18 protein-coding genes and 2 pseudogenes are annotated in these 22,487 nt (G+C 72.9%); 7 read left to right on the forward strand and 13 right to left on the reverse strand.

Going from position 1 to position 22,487, the window contains the following annotated elements; all coding sequences use genetic code 11:
* Positions 1–44 precede the first annotated feature (44 nt).
* Positions 45–1,358, forward strand: coding sequence for an aspartate aminotransferase family protein (locus tag ACFWR9_RS22745; RefSeq protein WP_383845078.1), 1,314 nt, complete (start codon positions 45–47; stop codon positions 1,356–1,358).
* A 74-nt stretch (positions 1,359–1,432) separates the two neighbouring features.
* Here the strand turns inward: ACFWR9_RS22745 and ACFWR9_RS22750 are convergent, their stop codons facing one another.
* Positions 1,433–3,652 (reverse strand): MMPL family transporter, encoded by a 2,220-nt coding sequence (locus ACFWR9_RS22750; RefSeq protein WP_383845080.1) that lies wholly within the window; start codon positions 3,650–3,652, stop codon positions 1,433–1,435.
* Between the two features lie 238 nt (positions 3,653–3,890).
* A complete protein-coding gene (locus ACFWR9_RS22755; protein WP_383845082.1) occupies positions 3,891–4,340 on the reverse strand; it encodes a hypothetical protein in 450 nt (149 codons plus the stop codon).
* 170 nt (positions 4,341–4,510) lie between these two features.
* Here ACFWR9_RS22755 and ACFWR9_RS22760 point away from each other — a divergent pair, with 170 nt between their 5' ends.
* Positions 4,511–5,596: a MerR family transcriptional regulator gene (locus tag ACFWR9_RS22760; protein WP_383845084.1), complete on the forward strand. Its 1,086-nt coding sequence runs from the start codon at positions 4,511–4,513 to the stop codon at positions 5,594–5,596.
* A gap of 42 nt (positions 5,597–5,638) precedes the next feature.
* Here ACFWR9_RS22760 and ACFWR9_RS22765 read toward each other — a convergent pair whose 3' ends face one another.
* Both ACFWR9_RS22765 and ACFWR9_RS22770 read right to left on the reverse strand, forming a co-directional pair.
* Positions 5,639–6,739, reverse strand: a complete 1,101-nt coding sequence (locus ACFWR9_RS22765; RefSeq protein ID WP_383845086.1) for a winged helix DNA-binding domain-containing protein — start codon at positions 6,737–6,739, stop codon at positions 5,639–5,641.
* Positions 6,736–7,158 carry a VOC family protein gene (locus ACFWR9_RS22770; RefSeq protein WP_383845088.1) on the reverse strand — a complete coding sequence of 141 codons (423 nt, stop codon included), beginning with the start codon at positions 7,156–7,158 and terminating at the stop codon, positions 6,736–6,738. The genes ACFWR9_RS22765 and ACFWR9_RS22770 overlap by 4 nt, the downstream gene beginning before the upstream one ends.
* 141 nt (positions 7,159–7,299) lie before the next feature.
* Between ACFWR9_RS22770 and ACFWR9_RS22775 the strand changes: the two genes are divergently transcribed.
* Positions 7,300–8,337: a helix-turn-helix transcriptional regulator gene (locus ACFWR9_RS22775; protein ID WP_383845090.1), complete on the forward strand. Its 1,038-nt coding sequence runs from the start codon at positions 7,300–7,302 to the stop codon at positions 8,335–8,337.
* A 22-nt stretch (positions 8,338–8,359) separates the two neighbouring features.
* On the opposite strand, the gene ACFWR9_RS22780 is transcribed toward ACFWR9_RS22775, so the two are convergent.
* From ACFWR9_RS22780 to ACFWR9_RS22795, 4 genes and pseudogenes are all read right to left on the reverse strand, one after another.
* Positions 8,360–9,571, reverse strand: a complete 1,212-nt coding sequence (locus tag ACFWR9_RS22780) for a Cmx/CmrA family chloramphenicol efflux MFS transporter (protein ID WP_383845181.1) — start codon at positions 9,569–9,571, stop codon at positions 8,360–8,362.
* A 137-nt stretch (positions 9,572–9,708) separates the two neighbouring features.
* Entirely contained in the window at positions 9,709–12,012 is a 2,304-nt protein-coding gene (locus tag ACFWR9_RS22785) for an FdhF/YdeP family oxidoreductase (RefSeq protein WP_383845092.1), read from the reverse strand.
* Between the two features lie 67 nt (positions 12,013–12,079).
* Positions 12,080–12,598, reverse strand: a complete 519-nt coding sequence (locus tag ACFWR9_RS22790) for an SRPBCC family protein (protein ID WP_383845093.1) — start codon at positions 12,596–12,598, stop codon at positions 12,080–12,082.
* Between the two features lie 74 nt (positions 12,599–12,672).
* Positions 12,673–12,927 (reverse strand): annotated as a pseudogene (locus ACFWR9_RS22795) (ATP-dependent Clp protease ATP-binding subunit); the annotation flags it as partial.
* 124 nt (positions 12,928–13,051) lie between these two features.
* Here ACFWR9_RS22795 and ligA point away from each other — a divergent pair.
* Entirely contained in the window at positions 13,052–15,142 is a 2,091-nt protein-coding gene (gene ligA / locus ACFWR9_RS22800; RefSeq protein ID WP_383845095.1) for an NAD-dependent DNA ligase LigA, read from the forward strand.
* A gap of 14 nt (positions 15,143–15,156) precedes the next feature.
* On the opposite strand, the gene ACFWR9_RS22805 is transcribed toward ligA, so the two are convergent.
* Positions 15,157–15,807 carry a CatB-related O-acetyltransferase gene (locus ACFWR9_RS22805; protein WP_383845097.1) on the reverse strand — a complete coding sequence of 217 codons (651 nt, stop codon included), beginning with the start codon at positions 15,805–15,807 and terminating at the stop codon, positions 15,157–15,159.
* A 139-nt stretch (positions 15,808–15,946) separates the two neighbouring features.
* On the opposite strand from ACFWR9_RS22805, the gene ACFWR9_RS22810 reads away from it, so the two are divergent.
* From ACFWR9_RS22810 to ACFWR9_RS22820, 3 genes are all read left to right on the forward strand, one after another.
* Positions 15,947–17,155 (forward strand): MFS transporter, encoded by a 1,209-nt coding sequence (locus ACFWR9_RS22810; RefSeq protein WP_383845099.1) that lies wholly within the window; start codon positions 15,947–15,949, stop codon positions 17,153–17,155.
* 84 nt (positions 17,156–17,239) lie between these two features.
* The gene (locus ACFWR9_RS22815; protein ID WP_383845103.1) at positions 17,240–17,821 is read left to right on the forward strand and encodes a sugar O-acetyltransferase; all 582 of its coding nucleotides are present in this window, start codon (positions 17,240–17,242) and stop codon (positions 17,819–17,821) included.
* A gap of 10 nt (positions 17,822–17,831) precedes the next feature.
* Entirely contained in the window at positions 17,832–18,389 is a 558-nt protein-coding gene (locus tag ACFWR9_RS22820) for a TetR/AcrR family transcriptional regulator (protein WP_383845105.1), read from the forward strand.
* A 48-nt stretch (positions 18,390–18,437) separates the two neighbouring features.
* Here the strand turns inward: ACFWR9_RS22820 and ACFWR9_RS22825 are convergent, their stop codons facing one another.
* From ACFWR9_RS22825 to ACFWR9_RS22840, 4 genes and pseudogenes are all read right to left on the reverse strand, one after another.
* Positions 18,438–19,358, reverse strand: a complete 921-nt coding sequence (locus tag ACFWR9_RS22825; RefSeq protein WP_383845107.1) for a YeeE/YedE thiosulfate transporter family protein — start codon at positions 19,356–19,358, stop codon at positions 18,438–18,440.
* A gap of 265 nt (positions 19,359–19,623) precedes the next feature.
* Complete coding sequence (gene htpG, locus ACFWR9_RS22830) at positions 19,624–21,525, reverse strand: molecular chaperone HtpG (RefSeq protein ID WP_383845109.1); 1,902 nt, start codon at positions 21,523–21,525, stop codon at positions 19,624–19,626.
* Positions 21,526–21,619: 94 nt separating this feature from the next.
* Positions 21,620–21,874 (reverse strand): annotated as a pseudogene (locus ACFWR9_RS22835) (DUF4303 domain-containing protein); the annotation flags it as partial.
* Positions 21,875–22,011: 137 nt separating this feature from the next.
* On the reverse strand, positions 22,012–22,482 hold the full coding sequence (locus ACFWR9_RS22840; RefSeq protein WP_383845111.1) for a DUF2975 domain-containing protein: 471 nt from the start codon (positions 22,480–22,482) through the stop codon (positions 22,012–22,014).
* Positions 22,483–22,487 lie beyond the last annotated feature (5 nt).

Raw genomic sequence — 22,487 nt, forward strand, 5'->3', positions numbered from 1 at the left:
TGTGCGATGGACACGCGCAGCGGTGGGTCCCTACCGTCGGTCGCATGCCTTCCGAGACTCCCGGCACCGATCCGGGGCGCCACCTCATCCGCTACTCCGGCCACGCACCGTTCTCGCCGGAGGTCGTCGTCCGGGCCGCGGGCACCTCCGTCTTCACCGAGAGCGGTCGTGAACTGCTCGACTTCACCTCGGGTCAGATGAGTGCCATCCTCGGCCACTCCCACCCGGCGATCGTCTCGACCGTGCGCGAGCAGGTCGCCCACCTCGACCACCTGCACAGCGGCATGCTCAGCCGGCCCGTCGTCGAGCTGGCCCGGCGGCTGGCGGGCACCCTGCCCGAGCCGCTGGAGAAGGCGCTGCTGCTGACCACCGGGGCGGAGGCGAACGAGGCCGCCGTACGGATGGCGAAGCTCGTCACCGGCCGACACGAGATCGTCTCCTTCGCCCGGTCCTGGCACGGCATGACCCAGGCCGCCGCGAACGCCACCTACAGCGCCGGCCGCAAGGGCTACGGCCCGGCGGCACCCGGCAACTTCGCGCTCCCGGTACCGGACCGCCACCGCCCCTCCGTCGTGGACGCGGACGGCGAGCTGGACTGGCGCCGCCAGCTCGACCTGGGCTTCGAGATGATCGACGCCCAGTCGGTCGGCAGTCTCGCGGCGTGCCTGGTCGAGCCGATCCTGTCCTCGGGCGGCGTCGTCGAACTCCCGCCGGGCTATCTCGCCGCGCTGGCGGACAAGTGCCGGGAGCGCGGCATGCTGCTGATCCTCGACGAGGCGCAGACCGGGCTGTGCCGCACCGGCGACTGGTACGCCTTCCAGCACGACGGCGTGGTGCCGGACATTCTGACGCTGTCCAAGACGCTCGGCGCGGGGCTGCCGCTGGCCGCCGTGCTGACCAGCGCGGAGATCGAGCGGCGGGCGCACGAACGCGGGTTCCTGTTCTTCACCACCCACGTCAACGACCCGCTGCCGGCCGCCGTCGGCAACACCGTCCTCGACATCCTGGTGCGCGACCGGCTCGACGAGCGCGCGCGGCGGCTCGGCGGCGTACTGCGGGACGGTCTCGACCGGCTGGCCGAGCGGCACAAGGTGGTCGGCGACGTCCGCGGCCGGGGGCTGCTCCTGGGCATGGAACTGGTCGGGGACGACGTGCTCGGTGACGGCGGCGCCGACCGGCTGGGCGCCGCCGTCACCCGGCGCTGCTACGAGCTGGGGCTGCACATGAACATCGTCCAACTCCCGGGAATGGGCGGCATCTTCCGTATCGCGCCGCCGCTGACCGCGAGCGACGAGGAGATCGCCCGGGGCGTCGCCGTCCTCGACGAGGCGCTCACCGACGCCGCCCGGGACCTCTGACGTGACGCGAAGGCCCCGGTGCCCTGGACGTCCAGGCACCGGGGCCGTGCGCGGGGTGCGCGGTGTGCGCGGGGTCAGACCCCGGCCGTCTCCGGCTCGCGCGCGGGCTCCGCGGGCGGCGGTGTGTCGCCCAGCTCCTTGTGCAGCTTCTCGCCCTCCACGTCGACGTTCGGCATCAGGCGGTCCAGCCACTTGGGCAGCCACCACGCCTTGGTGCCGAGCAGGGCGAGCACGGCGGGCACGATGGCCATGCGGACCACGAAGGCGTCGAAGAGCACGGCGACGGCGAGGCCGAAGCCCATCATCTTGATCATGTCGTCGTTCTCCATGATGAAGCCGGAGAAGACGCTGATCATGATGATCGCGGCCGCCGCGACCACCCGGCCGCCGTGGGTGAAGCCGGTGGTGACGGAGTCGGAGGCGGACGATCCGTGGACGTACGCCTCCCGCATGCGGGTCACGAGGAAGACCTCGTAGTCCATGGCGAGGCCGAAGACCACGCCGATCATGAAGATGGGCATCATCGACATGATCGGGCCCGGCTGGTCCACCCCGAAGACGTCCGCGAGCCAGCCCCACTGGAAGACCGCGACCACCGCGCCGAGCGCCGCGGCCACCGACAGCAGGAAGCCCAGGGCGGCCTTGAGCGGGACGAGGACCGAGCGGAACACCAGCATCAGGAGCAGGAAGGCGAGTCCGACGACCAGCGCCAGGTACGGGATGAGCGCGTCGTCCAGGGTCTGCGAGAAGTCGATCGTCATCGCGGTCGCGCCGGTGACGAGCATCGTCGCGCCCGTGTCGGCCCTGATGTCGCCGGACAGCGAGCGGATGTCCCGGACCAGCGATTCCGTGGCGGCGTCGCTCGGGCCGGTCTTGGGCACCACGGTGAGGACGGCGGTGTCGCCCTGCTTGTTGAAGTTGGCCGGGGTGACGGCCGCGGCCTCGTCGAGGCCGGTGATCCGGTCACCGACACTGTCGGCGGCGGCCTTCGGGTCGTCGGCCTCCCGGGCGTCGACGGTGACCATCAGCGGGCCGTTGAATCCGGCGCCGAAGGAGTCGGACAGCATGTCGTAGGCCTTGCGCTGCGTGGTGTCCGGCGCCGAACTGCCCTCGTCGGGCAGGCCCAGCTCCATGCCGGCGGCCGGCACGGCGATCACGCCGAGGCCGAGGACCGCGGTCAGCAGCACGGTCACCGGACGCCGCAGGACGAACCGCGCCCAGCGGGTGCCGAGCTTCGGCTTGGCGGGGGCGCTCCGCTCCGTGGCGGACGCCTTGCGGTCCTTGCGGCTGAGTGCCTTGCGGCCGGCGAAGCCGAGCAGCGCCGGGGTGAGGGTGAGCGCGATCAGTACGGCGATGCCGACGGTGCCGGCGGCGGCCAGGCCCATCTTGGTGAGGATCGGGATGTTGACGACCGCGAGGCCGGCCAGGGCCACGACGACGGTGAGTCCGGCGAAGACCACGGCGGAACCCGCGGTGCCGACGGCGCGTCCCGCGGCATCCTCGGGGGTGCGGCCCTCGGCGATCTCCGCGCGGTAGCGCGAGACGATGAACAGGGCGTAGTCGATGGCGACCGCGAGGCCGATCATCATGGCGAGGGTGGAGGTGGTGGCCGACAGCTCCAGCGTGCTGCCGAGCGCCCCGATGGCGGAGATGCCGATCCCGACCCCGATGATCGCCGAGAGCAGCGGCATGCCGGCCGCGACCAGTGAGCCGAAGGTCAGCAGGAGCACGATCGCGGCGACGCCGATGCCGATCAGTTCGGCGGTGCCGCCCATCTCCTGCTCGGCCATGACCGCGTCGCCGCCGGTCTCGACGGTGAACCCGCCCTCGCGCGCGTCGTCGGTGGCGGTGGTGAGCGCGTCCCTGGCCTGGTCGGTCAGCTCCATGGCGTTGACCTTGTAGGTCACGGAGGCGTACGCCGTGGTGCCGTCCTCGCTGACGGCGTCCGCCTTGAACGGGTCGTCGACCGAGGCGACCTGCGGGCCGTCCCCGAGAGCGGCGACCAGTTCCCCGACCTGGGCCTTGCCGGCCGGGCCGGATATCTTCCCGCCGTCGGGGGCGCGGATCACGACCCGCGCGGTGGCGCCCTCGGCACTGGCGGCCGGGAACTGCTCGTCGAGCAGGTCGAACGCCTTCTGCGACTCGGTGCCGGGCATGGAGAAGGAGTCTTCGGGCGGGGCGGGCGCGGTGGACGCCGCGACACCGGCGCCCACGAGTATGGCCACCCACAGCAGGGCGACGAGGCCGCGGCGCCGGAACGCCCTTCGGCCGAGTCGATAGAGAAACGTAGCCACCTGAGACCAATCCGTCGGGTTACGAGCAGGACGAAGACCCGGCACATGGGGGGAAGGCCGAGGCGCTGACCGGGGTACTCATCCATGCTCGCCCGGGGATTTTCGGAATTGATCCGACCCTGGGGCTGGACCGGCGTACTGCGACGGGTGTAGTGCGCCCCCGTGCTCCTCTCCCCCGGGTGTAGATCACGGTGATCGGTGTACGCCGCATTCCGTTGCCGCGGGCAGCCGATGTCCGTCAGCCGGTCACCGGTGTCGCGTTGCCGCCCGGACCGCAGCGGACCGTCCAGGGGGTCCCGGTGCGCTCCAGGTTCTCGTGGATCCGGATGTCGACCTCGGTGGCGGGCCTGCCGCCGGGGACGTCGGCGTGGGCGGCCGTGCAGGCGAGTTGGCTGACCGCCGTCACGTCGAGTTCGCCGGTGCTGACCTGGACGGGCACGAGGACGTCGACGGCGCCGTCGCTCGCGGTGGCCGTCAGCCGGCCGTCCATGGGGGGCACCTGGGAGCTCAGGCCGCGCTCGCGCTCGGCCCGGGTGGGCCCGTCGAGGAGGAGGCCGAGTGCCTGCGGCGGGCCGAGCGGGCCGTCCGTCCTGCGGGTGACGGACTCGATGCCGTAGGGGCCGGCGAGCAGCGGGGCCAGGACGATGGCGGCGGCCCGTTTCGCGAGGCGCGCGGGGCGGTGGGTCATGCCCGCGCACCGGTGCGGGGTCGGTCGACATCACGCGTCTCACCCCGGCCGGCAGCACGGATTTCGTCCCGGCCGGCGAGTGACGTCACAGTGGCGGTTGACCTTCACCTCGGGGGAGGCCACAGCATCGGTGGAGCCGGGCGACGGGCCCGGTACGAGGAGGAACGGGCATGGGTCTGCTGACCATCGGGGCGTTCGCGAAAGCGTCCCGGCTGTCGCCGAAGGCACTGCGTCTCTACGACGAGTTGGGCCTGCTGCCTCCCGCCCGCGTCGACCCGGTGACGGGCTATCGCCTCTACGCGCCGGAGCAGGTGGAGCGGGCCCGGCTCGTCGCCTGGCTCCGGCGCCTGGGGATGCCGCTGGTCCGCATCCGGCACGTCTGCTCGCTGGAGGCGGGCGCGGCGGCACAGGAGGTCCGTGCCTTCTGGGCGCGGGTCGAGGCCGACACCGCCGCGCGGCGGGACCTGGCCGCCTTCCTCGTCGACCACCTGGACCGAAGGGACCCCGCCATGACTTCGACCGCACCTGCCCTGAGCATCCGTTACGCCGCCGCCTCCGACACCGGTCTGGTGCGCGGGACCAACCAGGACACCGCCTACGCCGGTTCGCGCCTGCTCGCCGTCGCCGACGGCTACGGCGCTGACGGCGCGCCGGCGAGCGCGGCCGCCGTCGAGGCGCTCAAGCACCTGGAGAGCGACGAGGTGCCGACGGGCGGTCTCCTCGACGTGCTCGCGGACGCCCTCGACCGGGCGGAGCGGGCCGTGCACGACGCCGTGCGGACCGGCTCCGGCTCCGGCTCCGGCTCCGAGGAGGGCGGCACGACCCTCACCGCGATGCTGTGGACCGGGTCGCGGCTGGCCCTCGTCCACGTCGGCGACTCCCGCGTCCATCTGCTGCGCGACGGGGAGCTGTTCCAGATCACGCACGACCACACCGTGGTGCAGTCGATGGTCGACGAGGGCCGCATCAGCCCGGAGGAGGCCGCCTCGCACCCCCAGCGGTCGATGCTGATACGCGCCCTGGGCCGGGGCGCCGACGCCACCGCCGAGATGCGGCTGCACGACGTCCGGCCCGAGGACCGCTACCTGCTCTGCTCCGACGGCCTGTCGACCGTGGTCCCGGCCGAGGAGATCCGCCGGGTCCTGGCCGGCACCGGCGAGCCCGGACAGGCCGTGCGTGAACTCGTCGCGCTCGCCAACGGCGCCGGCGGTCCCGACAACGTCAGCTGCGTGGTCGCCCACGTCGTGGACGCCTGACCACACCGCCGGACGACGGGCGCGGCACCGGCCGTCGGCCGCTCAGGGCGGTGCCGCGCCGACCCGGACCCGGTCGCCGTCCCCGTCGGAGAGGAAGGCCGCAAGGGCCCGCCCCTCCTCGGCGACCTCCGCGCGGTCCGCCCGCGCGAGGCGGCGCAGCGGGGTGACACTCACCGTGCCGTCCTCGACGACCCAGGTCGCGGCGACCCGGCCGTCGACCAGGACGACCCGGGCTCCGGTGACGGACAGGCCGCGGTGGACGTCGTCGATGATCCGGCTCCGGTCGTGGTAGCCGAGGATCACGTTGTCGAACGCCGGCAGGAACCGCACCGGGGCGGGGGTGTCGGGATCGGGGCGCGGGGCCTCGGGGAGGTCCAGCAGTTCCCGGCCCCGCTCGTCGCGTAAGGCGACCAGTTCCCCGCGTACGGCGGCGACCGCGGCCGGCAGTCCGGCGAGGCCGCACCAGGCGCGCAGGTCCGCCGAGGCGGCGGGGCCGAACGCGGCGAGGTAGCGCCGTACCAGCGTCTCCCCGACCGGGTCGGTGCCCGGCGGGGCCGGCGGGTCGGGCTCGCGGCCCAGCCAGGCGGTGAACGGGGCGTTGCGCACGCCCGCCCGGGTGCGCCACAGCCCCCGCGGGGGCAGCTGCACCATCGGGATGAGCGCGGCGACCAGCATCTCCCCCAGGGCCCGCGGTCCCGGTTCCGGCCAGCGGTCGGCGAGCGCCCGCGCCAGTTCACTCATCGAGCGGGGCTCGCCGTCGGCCATCACGGCCCGCCCCGCCGCCGCCAGCTCGGCCAGGTCGACCCCTTCGAGTTCGCGGCGGTAGGTGCCGAGGACGCGGCCGCGCAGCATGGCGTCGTGGCGGGGCCGCCAGGACAGGGCGTCCTCGGCGGTGACGAGGTGGACGGTCCGCCGCATGAGGTGGGTGCGCACCACCCGACGCCCGGTCAGCAGGTCGGAGAGCGCCGTGGGTTCGAAGCCTCGCAGCCGCGACCAGAGCCCCACGAACGGTTCCTGCGGCTCCTGTGCCTGGAGGCCGCCGAGGTGCGCGACGGTGTCGAGGACCGGGGCGTCCGCACGGTCGAGCAGCAACTGCCTGGCGAGGGTCGCGCGGCCCAGTGCCCGGGCGTCGAGCACTCTCACGCCTGGTACTCGCCCACGACGTCCAGGACCCAGGTGACGCCGAAGCGGTCGCGCAGCATGCCGTAGAGCGGCGCCCACTCGGCGGGCGCCAGGGGCCGCAGGACGGTCGCGCCCTCGGCCAGCTTCTCCCAGTACGCGCCGATCTCCTCGACACGGTCGCCCCGGAGCGAGACGAAGAAGGCGTTCTCGCCCTGGTTCCACGGCAGGCCGGAGGGGACGTCGTAGGCCATCACGCGCGGGCCGTCGGCGGTGGACACCTGGCCCCACATCACCTGGTCCGCCTCGGCGGGGTCCTGGACGCTTCCGGCGTCCTTGTACGTCACCACGGCCACGTCACCGCCGAACGCGGACGCGTAGAAGGTGAGGGCCGCGCGGGCGTCGCCACGGAAGTTCAGGTGGGTCACTGCTTTGACGGACACGATGGGCTCCTCGCCTGTCGTCAACACGGTCGGACACCCCACGTCGGTGGGCCGCCCGCGGGGCCCGTTCGGCCCCGTGGTTCCCACCCTGGATCAGGTAGCGGTCAGGTTGTGGCCGCTACCTGCGGCAGCATGGCGGGCATGCAGAAGACCTCGGCCCGGCTGCTCTCGCTGCTCTCGCTGCTCCAGGCGCGCCGGGACTGGCCCGGCGCGCTGCTGGCGGACCGGCTGGACATCAGCCCGCGCACCCTGCGCCGCGACGTGGACCGGCTCCGCGGGCTGGGCTACCCCGTCGTGGCGGTCAAGGGCCCCGACGGCGGCTACCGGCTGGACGCCGGCACACAACTGCCTCCGCTGCTGTTCGACGACGAACAGGCGGTCGCGCTCGCCGTCGCCCTGCGCACGGCCGCCGTCGCGGGGGCCGGCATCGAGGACGGTGCGGCCCGCGCCCTGACCACCCTGCGCCAGGTCATGCCCGCCCGGCTGCGGCACCGGATCGACGCCTTCCACGTCACGGCCGTCGAGCGGTCCGCGACCGGACCGGACCCGCGGGCGGGCACCGGCGTGCTCCTCGCGCTCAGCGCCGCCGTCCGGGCCCGGGAGGTGCTGCGCTTCGACCACGCCCCGCCGTACCCGGCGTACCCGGCGTACCCGGCGTACCCGGCGGACATCGGCGCCGCCGTGGTGCCGCCGCGCCGGGTGGAGCCGCACCACCTCGTCACTCGCGGTGGCCGCTGGTACCTGGTCGCCTGGGACCTCGACCGGGAGGACTGGCGCGTCTTCCGTGCCGACCGGATCACCCCGCGGACGCCCACCGGTCCCCGCTTCACACCGAGGCGGCTGCCGGGCGAGGACGTGGCCGCATTTCTGACGGGCAGGTTCCGCGGCTCGGAGACCTCTCCCGAGTGGCCCTGCCGAGGGGTTGCGGTCCTCGGTCTGCCCGCCTCCGCCGTGGTCTCCCACGTCGCCGACGGCACCGTCGAGGAACTCGGCCCGGACCGCTGCCGGGTCACCCTGGGATCCTGGTCGTGGCCCGCCCTGGCCGCCGCGTTCAGTGCCTTCGACGCGGATATCGAGGCCGTCGGGCCGCGCGCGCTCCGGGAGGCGTTCGCCCGCCTCGCGGGCCGTTGCGCACGGGCCGCGGGCGACCCCACGGCCCGACGGGACGAGGGCCTCTAGTCTCCGCGACGGGCCGGGCGGGTCACGCCCGCTGCCGGCTCGGCTCCGCGCCCGCGGGCTCCGTGGCCAGGGAGCCCGTCACGATGCGCGACCTGCTGTGCAGGCGCAGCGAGACGGCGGCGAAGCCGATCGCGACGAGGGTCATGGCGGCGCCCGCCCAGGCGGTGGCGGCGTAGCCGAAGTCGGCGTCGATCACGGTGCCGCCGAGCCAGGGGCCGCCGGTGTTGCCGAGGTTGAACGCGGCGGTGGTGGTCGCGCCCGCGAGGGTGGGCGCGGCGCCGGCGACGTTGAACATGCGCGCGTTGAGGGCCGGCGCCGTGTAGAACGCGGAGACGCCGAGCAGCAGCGACAGGACGATCACGGCGGCAGGGCTGGACGCGAACAGGGCCAGCGCGGCCAGCAGGACGGTCGAGGCGGTGATGCCGGAGAGCAGTACGCCGAACAGGTGCGCGTCGGCGACCCGGCCGCCGATCGTGGTGCCGATCAGCGCGCCGACCCCGAACAGCGCCAGCACGGTGGGCACCCACCCGTCCGCCAGCCCGGCCACGTCGGTGAGCAGCGGTGCCAGGTAGGAGAAGGCGCAGAACACGCCGCCGGCGGCGAGCGCGGTCACCACGATCGACAGCCAGACCTGGCGGTCCCGGTAGATCGCCAGCTCGCCCTTGAGCCGGGGGCGGCGCTCGGGCAGCGGGATGCGCGGGATGAGGGTCACCACACCGACGAGCGCTACGGCGGAGGCGGCGCCGACCGCCCAGAACGCGGACCGCCATCCCAGGTGCTCGCCGAGGAAGGCGCCCGCGGGGACGCCGAGGACGTTGGCGATCGACAGTCCGCCGATCATCACGGCCATCGCGCGGGCCCGGCTGGTCACCGGCACCATCGCGATGGCGACGGCGGCGCCCACGGCCCAGAAACCGGCGCAGGCGAGCGCGCTCACCACCCGGGAGGCGAACAGGATCTCGTACGACGTCGCGAGCGCGCCCGCGACCTGGCCGACGCCGAACACCGAGATCAGCGCGACCAGCGTGGTCTTCCGCGGCAGCCGCAGGGTCGCGACCGCGAGCAGGGGCGCGCCGACCACCATGCCGATCGCGAACGCCGATATCAGCAGACCGGCCTGCGGGATCGACACGTCCATGTCGTCGGCGATGGGCGGCAGCAGCCCGGAGAGCATGAACTCACTGGTGCCGAGCGCGAAGACGGAGAGGCCGAGGATGTAGACGGCGAGCGGCATGCGGGCGGCCGCGGTCCGTGGGGAAGGTACGGGCATGACAGGTGTCAACGGGGCCGTGCTTCCCGCCATTCCCGCACCGGCGGCCGTCTCAGCATGCGGGTGTTACGACACCGCGGGTGCTACGGCACTGCGGGGTGTTACGGCACCGCGCGTGCCGCCCGTTCCAGTCTGACCAGGACCGCCTTGGAGGTGGGCTGGTTGCTGATGTCGGCCACGCTGTCCAGCGGGACGAGGACCTGGGTCTCCGGGTAGTACGCGGCGGCGGAGCCGCGTGCCGTCGGGTACGGGACCACCTCGAACCCCTCGGCGCGGCGCTCGGCGTCGTCGTGCCAGACGCTCACCAGGTCGACCCGGTCCTTCTCGGCCAGGCCGAGGGCGGTCAGGTCCGCCGGGTTGACGAGCACCACGCGGCGGCTGCCGTGAATGCCCCGGTAGCGGTCGTCGGTCGTGTAGGGGACGGTGTTCCACTGGTCGTGGGAGCGCAGGGTCTGCAGCAGCAGGTGGCCTTCGGGCACGTACGGCATCTGGCAGGCGTTGGCGGTGAAGCGTGCCTTGCCGGTGGCGGTGCGGAACACGCCCTCGTTGACCGGGTTGGGCAGCCTGATGCCGCCGGGGCGGGCCACGCGCCGGTTGAAGTCGTGCAGGCCCGGCACGATCCGGGAGATCCGGTCGCGGACGGCGCCGTAGTCGGCCTCGAACTCCTCCCACGGCAGGCCGGTGCGGCCGTCGTCGAGGGTGCGGCGGGCGAGCCGGCACAGGATGGCGACCTCGCTGAGCAGGAGCGGGGACGCGGGCTTCAGCCGTCCCCGGGAGGTGTGGACCTCGCTCATCGAGTTCTCCACGGTGACGAACTGCTCCCCGCCGGCCTGGTGGTCGCGTTCGGTCCGGCCGAGGGTCGGCAGGATGAGCGCGGTTTCCCCGCAGACCGCGTGGGACCGGTTGAGCTTGGTGGAGATGTGGGCGGTCAGGCGGCAGCGCCGCATCGCGTCCTCGGTGACCGCGCTGTCCGGGGCGGCGCGGACGAAGTTGCCGGCGACGCCCAGGAAGACCTTGATGCTGCCCTCCCGCATCGCCCTGATCGTGTTCACCGAGTCCAGGCCGTGGGCGCGCGGCGGGTCGAAGCCGAACTCGTCCCGCAGGGCGTCGAGGAAGGAGTCGGGCATCTGCTCCCAGATGCCCATGGTGCGGTCGCCCTGGACGTTGCTGTGCCCGCGCACCGGGCAGGCGCCGGTTCCGGCCCGGCCGAGGTTGCCGCGCAGCAGCAGGAAGTTGACGATCTCCCGGATGGTGGGGACGCCGTGCTTGTGCTGGGTGACGCCCATCGCCCAGCAGACGACGACCCGTTCGCTGCGCAGGACGTCGTCGCGGACGTCCTCGATCTCAGCTCGGTTCAGCCCGGTCGCGGTGAGCACGTCCGCCCAGGAGACGCCCCGCGCGTGCTCGGCGAACTCCTCGAAGCCACTGGTGCTGTCGCGGATGAAGTCGTGGTCGAGGATCTCACCCGGCCGGGCGTCCTCGGCCTCCAGGAGCAGCCGGTTCAGCGCCTGGAACAGGGCCAGGTCGCCGCCTGGGCGAATGTGCAGGAAGCGGTCGGCGATCTCGACGCCGCGTCCGATCACCCCGCTCGCCTTCTGCGGGTTCTTGAACCGCATCAGCCCGGCCTCGGGCAGCGGGTTCACGGCGACGACGCGGGCGCCGTTGCGCTTCGCCTCCTCCAGCGCGGACAGCTGCCGTGGGTGGTTGGTTCCGGGGTTCTGCCCCACCAGGAAGATCAGATCGGCGTGGTGGAGGTCCTGGAGGCTTACCGTGCCCTTGCCCGTGCCGAGGGTCTCGTGCAGGGCGAAGCCGCTGGACTCGTGGCACATGTTGGAGCAGTCGGGCAGGTTGTTGGTGCCGAAGGCGCGGACGAACAACTGCAGGACGAAGGCGGCTTCGTTGCTGACCCGGCCCGAGGTGTAGAAGACCGCCTCGTCGGGGGTGCCGAGCGTCTTCAGCTCCCCGGCCAGCAGGCCGAGGGCGTCGAACCAGCTGATCGGCTCGTAGTGGTCGGAGCCGGGCCGCTTGACCATCGGCTCGGTGAGCCGCCCCTGCTGGTTCAGCCACAGGTCGGAGCGCCCGGCCAGGTCGGAGACCGAGTGCTCGCGGAAGAAGCCGGCGGTGATCCGTCGGGTCGTCGCCTCGTCGTTGATGTGCTTGGCGCCGTTCTCGCAGTACTCGTTGCGGTGCCGGTGGCCGGGGGCCGGATCCGCCCAGGCGCAGCCCGGACAGTCGATGCCGCCGACCTGGTTCATCGTCAGCAGGTCCACCGCGGTCTCGCGGGGGCTCGTCTGCTCCAGGGAGTACTCCAGCGCGTGCACCACGGCGGGGACTCCCGCGGCCCACGTCTTGGGGGGCGTGACCTTCAGGTCGTCCCGGGGGTCTTCCCTGGGGGGCTTCTTCATCCGAGGATCGCCTCTCGTTCCCTGTTCGTCCGTTGACGTACGACGTTCAGCCCATGACGTACGACGTTCAGCCCACCGGCCAGCCCGCCACCCGGCTCCTCGGCGGTTCCGGCTCCAGCGGCCGGACCTGTCCGCCCCGGATGGTTCCCCGCCAGCCCCCGCCGGCCTGTCCGTGGCCCTCGATGAACGTCCCGAAGTTCGCCAGCTCCCGCCGCACCACCCGGCGCATCGCTCCGGGGACGGCGGCGAGCAGGCCGAGGGGGCCGCGCGGCTCGACCCCCAGTCGCACCGTGATGGCCGTACGTCCCTCGCCGGCGGCCCGGAACCGCACCTCGCCCCGGTGGCGGGGCCCGCGCCCGAGACCGCGCCAGACGATGTGCGAGTCGGGGACCTGCTCGACGATCTCGGTGGCGAACTCGCGGCGCACCGGTCCGCGGCCGACGACCCACAGGATCAGGGCGGGCCGGACCTGCTCGACCCGGAGCACCGTGGCCGTGAACCGCGGGAAGCTCTTGAACTGGGTCCACTGGTCGTAGGCAGCCCGCACCGGTACCGCCACCTCGATGGTCTCCTCGACGGCGGTCATGCGTCGTCCGCCTTCCCGGCCCCGGCGGCGTCGCCCTTGGTGACCGTGCAGTGGAGGGAGTCCTGGACCACGTCGGCGACGATGGTGTCGCCGGGATCGACGCGTGTGGCCGCCCACAGCAGGTGCTGGGTGTCGAGGCCGGACGTCCCGTCCTCCAGGGCCCGCCGGCCGGCCAGGTTGAGCAGTTCCCGGGAGGACTCGGTCAGCAGCCGGCCGATCGGCACGCGCTGGACCGCCGGCGGCGACGAGGCGGGGGACATGCCGAAGAAGCGGTTCAGCAGTTCACTGAACGGATCGGACGAGCCGAAACCGAACGACGACATCGACATGACAGCTCCCGGGGCGGTGGCGAGACCTCTCCACCGAAACCCGAGGCCGGTGGCTCCGCAAGCGGAGCGGCGGCGGCCGGGCGGCCGGGGCCCGTTGTCAGTGGTGGGCGGCATGATGCCGCTTATGACTACTCCTGCAGCAGTGATCGTCGACGCCACCGCGTACGCCCAGGCGGTCGAGGACGCCACGCGCGCGGCCGCCGCCTACTACGCGGGCGGTGCCTCGCCACTGGACGACGACGCGTACGACCGGCTGGCGAGAGGGATCGCCGCGTGGGAGGCCGAGCACCCGGATGAGGTGCTGCCCGCATCGCCCACCGGGAAGGTCGCCGGCGGCGCGGCCGAGGGCGACGTGCCGCACACGGTGCCCATGCTCAGTCTGGACAACGTGTTCTCGCCGGAGGAGTTCACCGCCTGGACCGCGTCCCTGGCCCGGCGCGTCGACCGCGAGGTGGGCCGCTTCAGTGTGGGGCCCAAGCTGGACGGCCTCGCCGTCGCCGCCCGCTACAGCGCCGGCCGGCTCACCCGGCTGATCACCCGCGGTGACGGCACGGCGGGTGAGGACGTCTCGCACGCCATCGGCACCGTGGAGGGGTTGCCCGAGCGGCTGGCCGAGGCGGTCACCGTCGAGGTGCGGGGCGAGATCCTGATGACGACGGCCCAGTTCGAGCACGCCAACGAGGTGCGCATACAGCATGGCGGCCAGCCCTTCGCCAACCCGCGCAACGCCGCCGCGGGCACGCTGCGGGCGAAGGAGCGCGCCTACACGGTCCCGATGACGTTCTTCGGCTACGGCATGCTGCCCCTGCCCGGCACCGACGCCGCGCTCGCCGCACGGCTCGACGAGCTGGCGCACGGCGACCTGATGTCCGAGGCGGCCGCGCTCGGCGTGCACACCAGCGCCGGCACCGCGGTCCCGGACCTCGTGGTCGAGACGGCCGAGCAGGTGGTGGCCCGGGTGCGGGAGATCGCCGCACTCCGCGCCGAGCTGCCCTTCGGCATCGACGGCATCGTCGTCAAGGCCGACCTCGCCGCCGACCGGCGGGCCGCCGGGTCCGGCACCCGGGCGCCCCGGTGGGCGGTCGCCTACAAGCTGCCGGCGGTCGAGAAGATCACCCGGCTCGTAGACGTGGAGTGGAACGTCGGGCGCACCGGCATCATCGCCCCGCGCGGCGTCCTCGAACCGGTCGTCATCGAGGGCTCCACGATCACCTACGCCACCCTGCACAACCCGGCCGACATCACCCGTCGCGGCCTGCGTCTGGGCGACCACGTGATGGTGCACCGCGCGGGTGACGTCATTCCCCGCATCGAGGCTCCGGTCGCCCATCTGCGGACGGGCGAGGAGCGGCCCATCGAGTTCCCGGCGTCGTGCCCACGGTGCGGCTCGGACATCGACACGAGCGAGGAGCGCTGGCGCTGCGCCCAGGGCCGCAACTGCCACCTGGTCGCCTCCCTCGCCTACGCCGCCGGCCGCGACCAGCTCGACATCGAGGGCCTGGGCGAGACCCGGGTCGTCCAGCTCGTCGAGGCCGGTCTCGTCACCGATCTCGCCGACCTGTTCGCCCTGGGGCGCGAGCAGTTGCTCGGTCTGGAGCGCATGGGTGACACGAGCACCGACAACCTGCTCGCGGCGATCGCCGCGGCCAAGGAGCAGCCGCTGTCGCGGGTGCTGTGCGCGCTCGGGGTGCGCGGCACCGGCCGTTCCATGTCCCGGCGCATCGCACGGTACTTCGCCACGATGGACCACATCCGTGCCGCCGACGCCACCGCGATGCAGCGTGTCGACGGCATCGGCGCGGAGAAGGCCCCCTCGATCGTCGCGGAGATCGCCGAACTCGCCCCGCTCATCGACCGGCTCACCGCCGCCGGAGTCTCCATGACCGAGCCCGGCGCGACCCCGCCCCCGGCGGCCGACGACGAGGCCGAGGGCGGGGCGCCGGCGTCGGTCGACACCGAGGACCTGCCGCTGGCCGGGATGAAGGTCGTCGTCACCGGCGCCATGACCGGCAGCCTGGAGAAGCTCAGCCGCAACGAGATGAACGAACTCATCGAGCGGGCCGGCGGACGCTCCTCCTCCAGCGTCTCCAAGAACACCACCCTCGTCGTCGCGGGCGAGGGCGCCGGCTCGAAGCGGGCCAAGGCGGAGCAGCTCGGCGTCCGTCTCGCCACCCCGGACGAGTTCGCCACCCTGGTGGCCGGCCTACTCGCCTAGGAGCGGGCGCGCGGTCATCCGTGCCCACCGCGCGGGGCCGCCGCCTCCAGGTCGTCGATCGTGCCGGACATGATGGTGCGGACGTGCTCGGTGACGAGAGACGCCGGCCAGTCCCACCAGGCCACCGCGAGCAGCCGGGCCACGTCCTCGTCGCTGTAGCGGGTGCGCGTCAGCCGGGCCGGATTGCCGCCGACGATGCCGTAGTCGGGCACGTCCCGGGTGACCACGGAGCCCGCGCCGATGATCGCGCCGTGGCCGATCCGGACCCCGGGCATGACGGTGGCGCCGTGCCCGAACCAGACGTCGTTGCCGACGACGGTGTCGCCCCGGCTCGGCAGGCCGGTGAGCAGGTCGAAGTGCTCGGACCAGGAGCCGCCCATGCTGGGGAAGGGGAAGGTCGAGGGGCCGTCCATCCGGTGGTTGGCGCCGTTCATGAGGAACCGGGTGCCGGTGCCCAGCGCGCAGAACCGGCCGATCACGAGCTTCTCCGGGCCGTAGTGGTAGAGCACGTTGCGGGTCTCGAAGGCCGTCGCGTCGTCGGGGTCGTCGTAGTAGGAGTACTCCCCCACCTCGATGAGCGGGGAGGTCACCAGCGGTTTGAGGAGCACCACCCGCGGGTGCTCGGGCATCGGGTGGAGCACCGTCGGGTCTGCGGGCACGGGCATGGCGGTCGGTTCCTCACGGTCGGCACGGCACGGACCGGTCCCATGATCGCCGCGACGGGCCCCGCCACGACACCGGTTTTCGGCACGGGCCGGAGAGCAGGAGTGTACGTTCGTACGCTTACGCCTGTAAGCTCCGCGCATGACTGTCGACGTACTGCGCCGGGCCGCGCCGTCCGACCGGCGGGCCCGGGTAGCCGTCGCCGTGCTGTTCTTCACCAACGGGGCCCTGTTCGCCAACCTGCTGCCGCGTTATCCGCAGATCAAGGCGGACCTCGGGATCGGCAACGCCGCGTACGGGCTGGCCGTGGCGGCGTTCCCGGCGGGCGCGATCGCGGCCGGACTCGCGGCCGGGATACTCGTCCGCCGGTTCGGTTCGGCGCGGGTGGCGGTCGGCGGCACGCTGCTGACCGGCGTGGGGATCCTGGCCGCCGGACTGGCGGAGTCGGTCGCGGTGTTCGCCGGTGCGCTGTTCCTGGCGGGCGCGATGGACGCGTTCACCGACGTCGCGCAGAACGCGCACGGCCTGCGGGTGCAGCGGCGCTACGGACGCTCCATCATCAACTCCTTCCACGCCATCTGGTCCATCGGCGCCGTCATCGGCGGCTCCATGGCCGCCGGCGCGATCGCGCTCGGCGTGCCCCGGGGCCAGCACCTGCTCTTCTCCGGTGTGGTGTTCGCGGTGGCGGCCTGTGTGGCGCTGCGGTTCTGCCTGCCCGGCCCGGAGACCGAGGCGGCCGAGGAGCCGGACACCGGGGCCGGCGCGCCGCGGCCGACGCCGGCCCCGGGCACAAGTGCGCGGATCCGCTACGTCCTGGCCGCGCTCGTCCTCATCGCCACGGCCGGCACGCTCGTCGAGGACGCGGGCAGTTCGTGGGCCACCCTCTATCTCTCCGACTCGCTGCACGCGTCGGTGGCGCTGGCCGCCTCCGGCTATGTCGCCCTGGTCGGGGCGCAGTTCGTCGGCCGGCTCATCGGCGACCGGCTCGTGGACCGGTTCGGCCAGCGCGCCGTGGCCCGCTCCGGCGCGCTGATCGCCGCGGTCGGCATGGGTCTGGCGCTGGCCGTGCCCACGGTGCCCGGGACGGTGCTCGGGTTCGCCGCGGCCGGGTTCGGGGTGGCGACCCTCGTCCCGGCGGCGATGCACGAGGCCGACGAGCTGCCCGGCCTGAAGCCCGGATCGGGGCTGACGATCGTCTCCTGGCTGATGCGCCTGGGCTTCCTGCTCTCCCCGCCGGTCGTGGGTCTGGTCGCCGACGCGACGAGTCTGCGGGTGGGGCTGCTGGTGGTGCCGTTCGCCGGGCTCCTGGTGCTGCTGCTCGCCGGAGTGCTCCAGCCCCGGCGCCGCTGAGCCGTGCCGCCGTACGGGTCGGCCTGCGGGCTCCACACCGATCAGGAGTGTACGTTCGTACGCTTCAGGGGTACGATCGTGCGCATGCCGACGGACCACTTCGCGGGCGACTCCCGCACGAACCTCGAACGCATGCAGGCGGGCGACCTCTACATCGCCGACGACCCGGAGATCGCCCGCAGGCAGCAGCAGGCCGTGCGGCTGGCCGCCCGCTACCAGGCGGCGTACACGCAGGACGCCACGGCCGCGCAGCCGCTCCTCGCGGAGCTGCTCGGCTCGCTCGGCGCCGAGGCGCACGTACGGCCCCCGCTGTACGTCGACTACGGCAGCAACATCACGATCGGTGCGCGCACCTTCGTCAACTACAACCTCACCGCGCTGGACGTCGCGGCGATCACCATCGGGGAGGACTGCCAGATCGGCCCCAACGTGCAGCTGCTCACCCCCACCCACCCGCTGGAGCCGGAGCCCCGGCGGGACAAGCTGGAGGCGGCGATGCCCATCACCATCGGCGACAACGTCTGGCTGGGCGGCGGTGCCATCGTGCTGCCGGGCGTGACCATCGGGGACAACTCCGTCATCGGCGCGGGCGCGGTCGTCACCAAGGACGTGCCGGCGAACGTCGTCGCCGTCGGCAACCCTGCCCGGCCGGTGCGGAACGTGTAAGCCTGCTCCCATGGCAACCGGACACACGGACCCGCAGCGCCGCGAGCGCATCATCGCCGCCACCCTCGACCTGATCGCCGAGGAGGGCATCGCGCGCGTCTCCCACCGGAAGATCGCGACGCGCGCGGGGGTCCCCCTGGGCTCGATGACGTACCACTTCAGCGGCATCGAGGAGCTGCTGCGGGAGGCGTTCGGCCGTTTCACGGACCACATCGTCGCCGTCTTCGACGCGTATCTCGGTGCCGCGGCCGACCGCGACGAGGCCCGCGCGGCGGTGGCCGATCTGGTGCACGAGCTGTCGGAGGGCAGCCAGCGGGACCTGGTGCTCACCCAGGAGCTGTACACGCTCGCCGCGCGGCAGCCGGCCTACCGGGAACTGACCCACGAGTGGATGCGCCGCAGCCGCGTGCACCTGGAGAAGCACTTCGACCCGGACACGGCCCGCCAGCTCGACGCCCTGATCGAGGGCCTCACCCTGCACCGCGCCCTGGCCCGTGAGCCGCACGGCCGCGCCCTCACCCTGGAGGCCGTCGCCCGCGTCACGACCACGGACCGGCGCACCCCCTAGCCGCCCGTGCGGCACAGGCCTGACCTCTGTGCCGCACGGGCATCCCGTTCAGCAGACGCCGTCGCCCGGCTTGGGGTTGCCCAGGCCGAACAGCGGGCGCAGCCTCAGACCCACCCACGTGCCGGCCAGGGCGAAGGCGCCCCACAGCCAGCCGCTGAGGCTGCCCGACGCGATGCCCGCCAGATAGGCGCCGATGTTGCAGCCGCCGGCCAGCCGGGCGCCGATGCCCATCAGCACACCGCCGAGCACCGCCGCGACCGCCGTGCGCCAGGGAATGCCCCGGTGCAGCGCCCAGGTGCCGCCGACCGCGGCGGCGACGGCCGCGCCGATCATGATGTGGTCGGACAGCACGACGGGCTCCCAGGCCGGGAGGTCCTTCCACAGGTCGAACTGCCAGGCGGCCAGCGTGGCGCCCGCGACGAAGCCGCCGAGGGTCAGCACGATCGACGTCTGCCCCGAGCCGACGGCGAAGAGGGTGCCCGAGGCGCAGGCGCCGCCGAGCTGCATGCCGATCGCGAAGAGTGCCGAGCCGGCGAACAGACCGACGCCGATCGGTCCGGCGGACGGTGTCGGCTGGGAGCCGAACAGCCCGGTCCCGGTGCCGATGAGCAGCGCGAACAGGGTGGCCGTGGTGCCGAGCAGCAGGGCGTGGGCGCGCAGCCCGGCGCCGTTGCCGACGGCCACCAGCTGCCGCCAGGCGGACGTGAAGCCGAACCGGGAGTGGAAGAGGGCCACACCCAGACCGAGGCCGAGCAGGAGCAGCACGCCGGGCTTGGCGCCGTGCGCGGACCACACGTAGGCCGTCAGGGCGGCGGCGAGCAGCCCGGACACCACGAGGGGCGCCCGCCGCACCGGCGGCAGGGGCGGCGCCTCGGGCCGTGCGGAGGAGGTGGGAGCGGGGGCGAAGAGGGAGGTCGACGCGCGCGGCGGCGCGGCCGGGGTCGACCCGGCAGGGGGTGCGGTGGTCACGGAAGATCTCCGGGGTGGTACACGGGGACGGCGGGCGGGCTGGCGTACCGGCGGCGCGGATCGTCCGGCCGGTCCGGGGCTCAGCGGCGACAGAGGCCGTCGTCGACGCACCACGCCGAGCACGCGAAGAGCGCGAGGCACAGCAGCGGAGCCGATGCATACATGCGTGCGAATATACGGACCGGGGCGCTCCGGATGCCATGCCGTCTCGCCATGCGGATGGCGGGCGGCAGGCGTGCCGGAGCGCCCCGGGCCGGGTGCGCGGCTAGACGGTGCGCTCCAGGCGGTCCGCCATCAGCTGCACGAAGCGGGCGGGTTCCTTCGGCCGGCCGCCCTCGGCCAGCACCGCAAGGGTGTGCAGCAGTTCCGCGGTCTCGGTGAGTTCCGTACGGTCCTGCCGGTCGGCGTAGGCCCGGTTGAGGGTCTTCACCAGCTGGTGCTCCGGGTTGAGCTCCAGGATCCGCTTGGCCTCGGGGACCTCCTGCCCCATCGCCCGGTACATGTTCTCCAGAGCGGGCGTGAGTTCGCCCGAGTCGGAGACGACGCAGGCCGGCGACACCGTCAGCCGGGAGGAGAGGCGGACCTCCTTGACGTCCTCGCCCAGGTGCTCCGTCATCCAGCCGAGCAGCCCGGCGTACTCCTCGCCCTGCTTCTCCTTCTCGGCCTCGCTCTTCTCCGCCTCGGTGCCGGACAGGTCGATGTCGCCCTTGGCGACCGAGCGCAGCGCCTTGCCGTCGTACTCCCCCACCGCGTCGACCCAGACCTCGTCGACGGGGTCGGTGAGCAGCAGGACCTCGACGCCCTTGGCCCGGAACGCCTCCATGTGCGGGGAGTTCTCGATGGCCTGCCGGGACTCGCCCGTCATGAAGTAGACGTCGTCCTGGCCGTCCTTCATCCGCTCCACGTAGCTCTTGAGCGTGGTCGGCGCGTCGGCGTCGTGCGTGGTCGCGAACGAGCAGGCGGCGAGGATCGCGTCCCGGTTCTCGGAGTCGGTGACCAGCCCCTCCTTCAGCACCGCGCCGAACTCCCGCCAGAACGTGGCGTAACGGTCCGGCGCGGACGTCCCGAGGTCCTTGACGGTCGAGAGCACCTTCTTGGTCAGCCGCCGCTGGATCATGCGGATGTGGCGGTCCTGCTGGAGGATCTCGCGCGAGACGTTGAGCGTGAGGTCCTGCGCGTCGACGACGCCCTTGACGAAGCGGAGGTACGGCGGCAGCAGCTCCTCGCAGTCCTCCATGATGAAGACGCGCTTCACGTAGAGCTGGACGCCGCGCTGGTAGCCCCGGGTGGACAGGTCGTGCGGGGCGTGCGAGGGGATGAACAGGAGGGCCTGGTACTCGAAGGTGCCCTCGGCCTGGAGCCGGATCGTCTCCAGCGGGTCCCGCCAGTCGTGGCCGATGTGCTTGTACAGCTCGTGGTACTCCTCGTCGGACACCTCGTCGCGCGGGCGCGCCCAGAGGGCCTTCATCGAGTTGAGCGTCTCGGGCTCGCGATCCTCGGCGGTGTCTTCGCCCTGCTCCGGCAGCATGCGGACCGGCCAGGTGATGAAGTCCGAGTACCGCTTGACGATCTCCCTGATCTTCCAGGCGGAGGTGTAGTCGTGGAGCTGGTCGTCGGAGTCGGCCGGCTTGAGGTGCAGGGTGACGGCGGTCCCCTGCGGGGCCTCGTCGAGCCGCTCCAGGGTGTACGTGCCCTCGCCGCGCGAGGTCCAGCGGGTGCCCTGGGTCTCGCCGGCGTGCCGGGTGACCAGGGTGACCTCGTCGGCCACCATGAAGCCCGAGTAGAAGCCGACGCCGAACTGGCCGATCAGTCCGTCGGCCCCGGCGGCGTCCTTGGCGTCGCGCAGCTCCTGGAGGAACTTGGCGGTACCCGAGTTGGCGATGGTGCCGATCAGCTGGGTGACCTCGTCGTACGACATGCCGATGCCGTTGTCCCGCACGGTCAGCGTGCGGGCGTCCTTGTCGATCTCCAACTCGACGTGCAGATCGCTCACGTCGGCGCCGGGGGCGTCGTCGCGCAGCGCGGCGAGGCGCAGCTTGTCCAGCGCGTCCGAGGCGTTGGAGACGAGCTCGCGCAGGAAGACATCCTTGTTCGAGTAGACGGAGTGAATCATCAGCTGGAGGAGCTGACGTGCCTCTACCTGGAACTCAAACGTTTCGGTCGTCATGGCTGGTGAGTACCTCACAGGTCGGTCGTGCCACTGGGCGGAAGTCACTCTAGGGCAGCCCCGGTTCTTCCGGACCGGTCAGCATCGGCCCCGGTCAGACGTCTTCCAGTACGGCGGCCTCATCCAGCCACTCCGTGAGCGCCTCGGGCGGGTTGAGCCGCAGCGCCCGCTCGTCGTTGCCGGTGTCGGGCGGCACGACCTCGACGGCGACGACGACGCCGTGGCGGTCGGCGCCCCGGCCGAAGAGTCCCTCGGCGTCCAGGCGGGCCATGACCGTCTCCATCGCCCGCAGCCGCAGGGCGAACTCCGCGTCCGCCTCGTCGTCGGGCAGGTCGAAGAGTTCGCCACGGGCCTCGAAGAGGGCTCCCGAGCGACCGGCCGCGCGTGTCGAACAGTTCGGGCGAGTAGGCCGCCACGATCAGCGGCCCCGCCGCGTTCGACAGCCGGCCCCGCCCTCTACAACACCCACGGCTACCGGAGTGTCATCTACTTCATCGCCGGCACCTGGCTGGTCGGCGCCGTCGTGCTGAGCCTCTTCGGACCGCGGACGCGACGGGCCCGGCTCGCCGCGCCGGACCGGAAGCGGGACGCCGTGCCCGGCTGAGGCGGCGTCAGACCACCGCGGCGATCTCGGTCTGCAGCCGCGTGGCCTTCCGCAGGAGGCTGCGCATGACGACTACCAGAGATGGTGTCGACCCAACGGAAGGCTCGCCGGGTGAAGATGGCGTCGCGCTCGACCATGCCGAGCAGCATCCACACCGCGGCCAGCGCGACCTGGACGCAGACGACGCCGACGACCGCCACCGTCACATAGGGCGCGGCGAAGGGGGCGTAGGGCGGGAAGCGGTCGACCTCGTCGGACGCGGTCGTGGGTATGACGACGAGCTGTCCGAAGAGGCCGAGCAGGATCGCGGCGGCGATGCCTGCCTGGAGCGCGGCGATGAAGAGACGGTGCATGTATC

The sequence above is a fragment of the Streptomyces sp. NPDC058534 genome, from assembly GCF_042717365.1.
Taxonomy (GTDB): Bacteria; Actinomycetota; Actinomycetes; order Streptomycetales; family Streptomycetaceae; genus Streptomyces.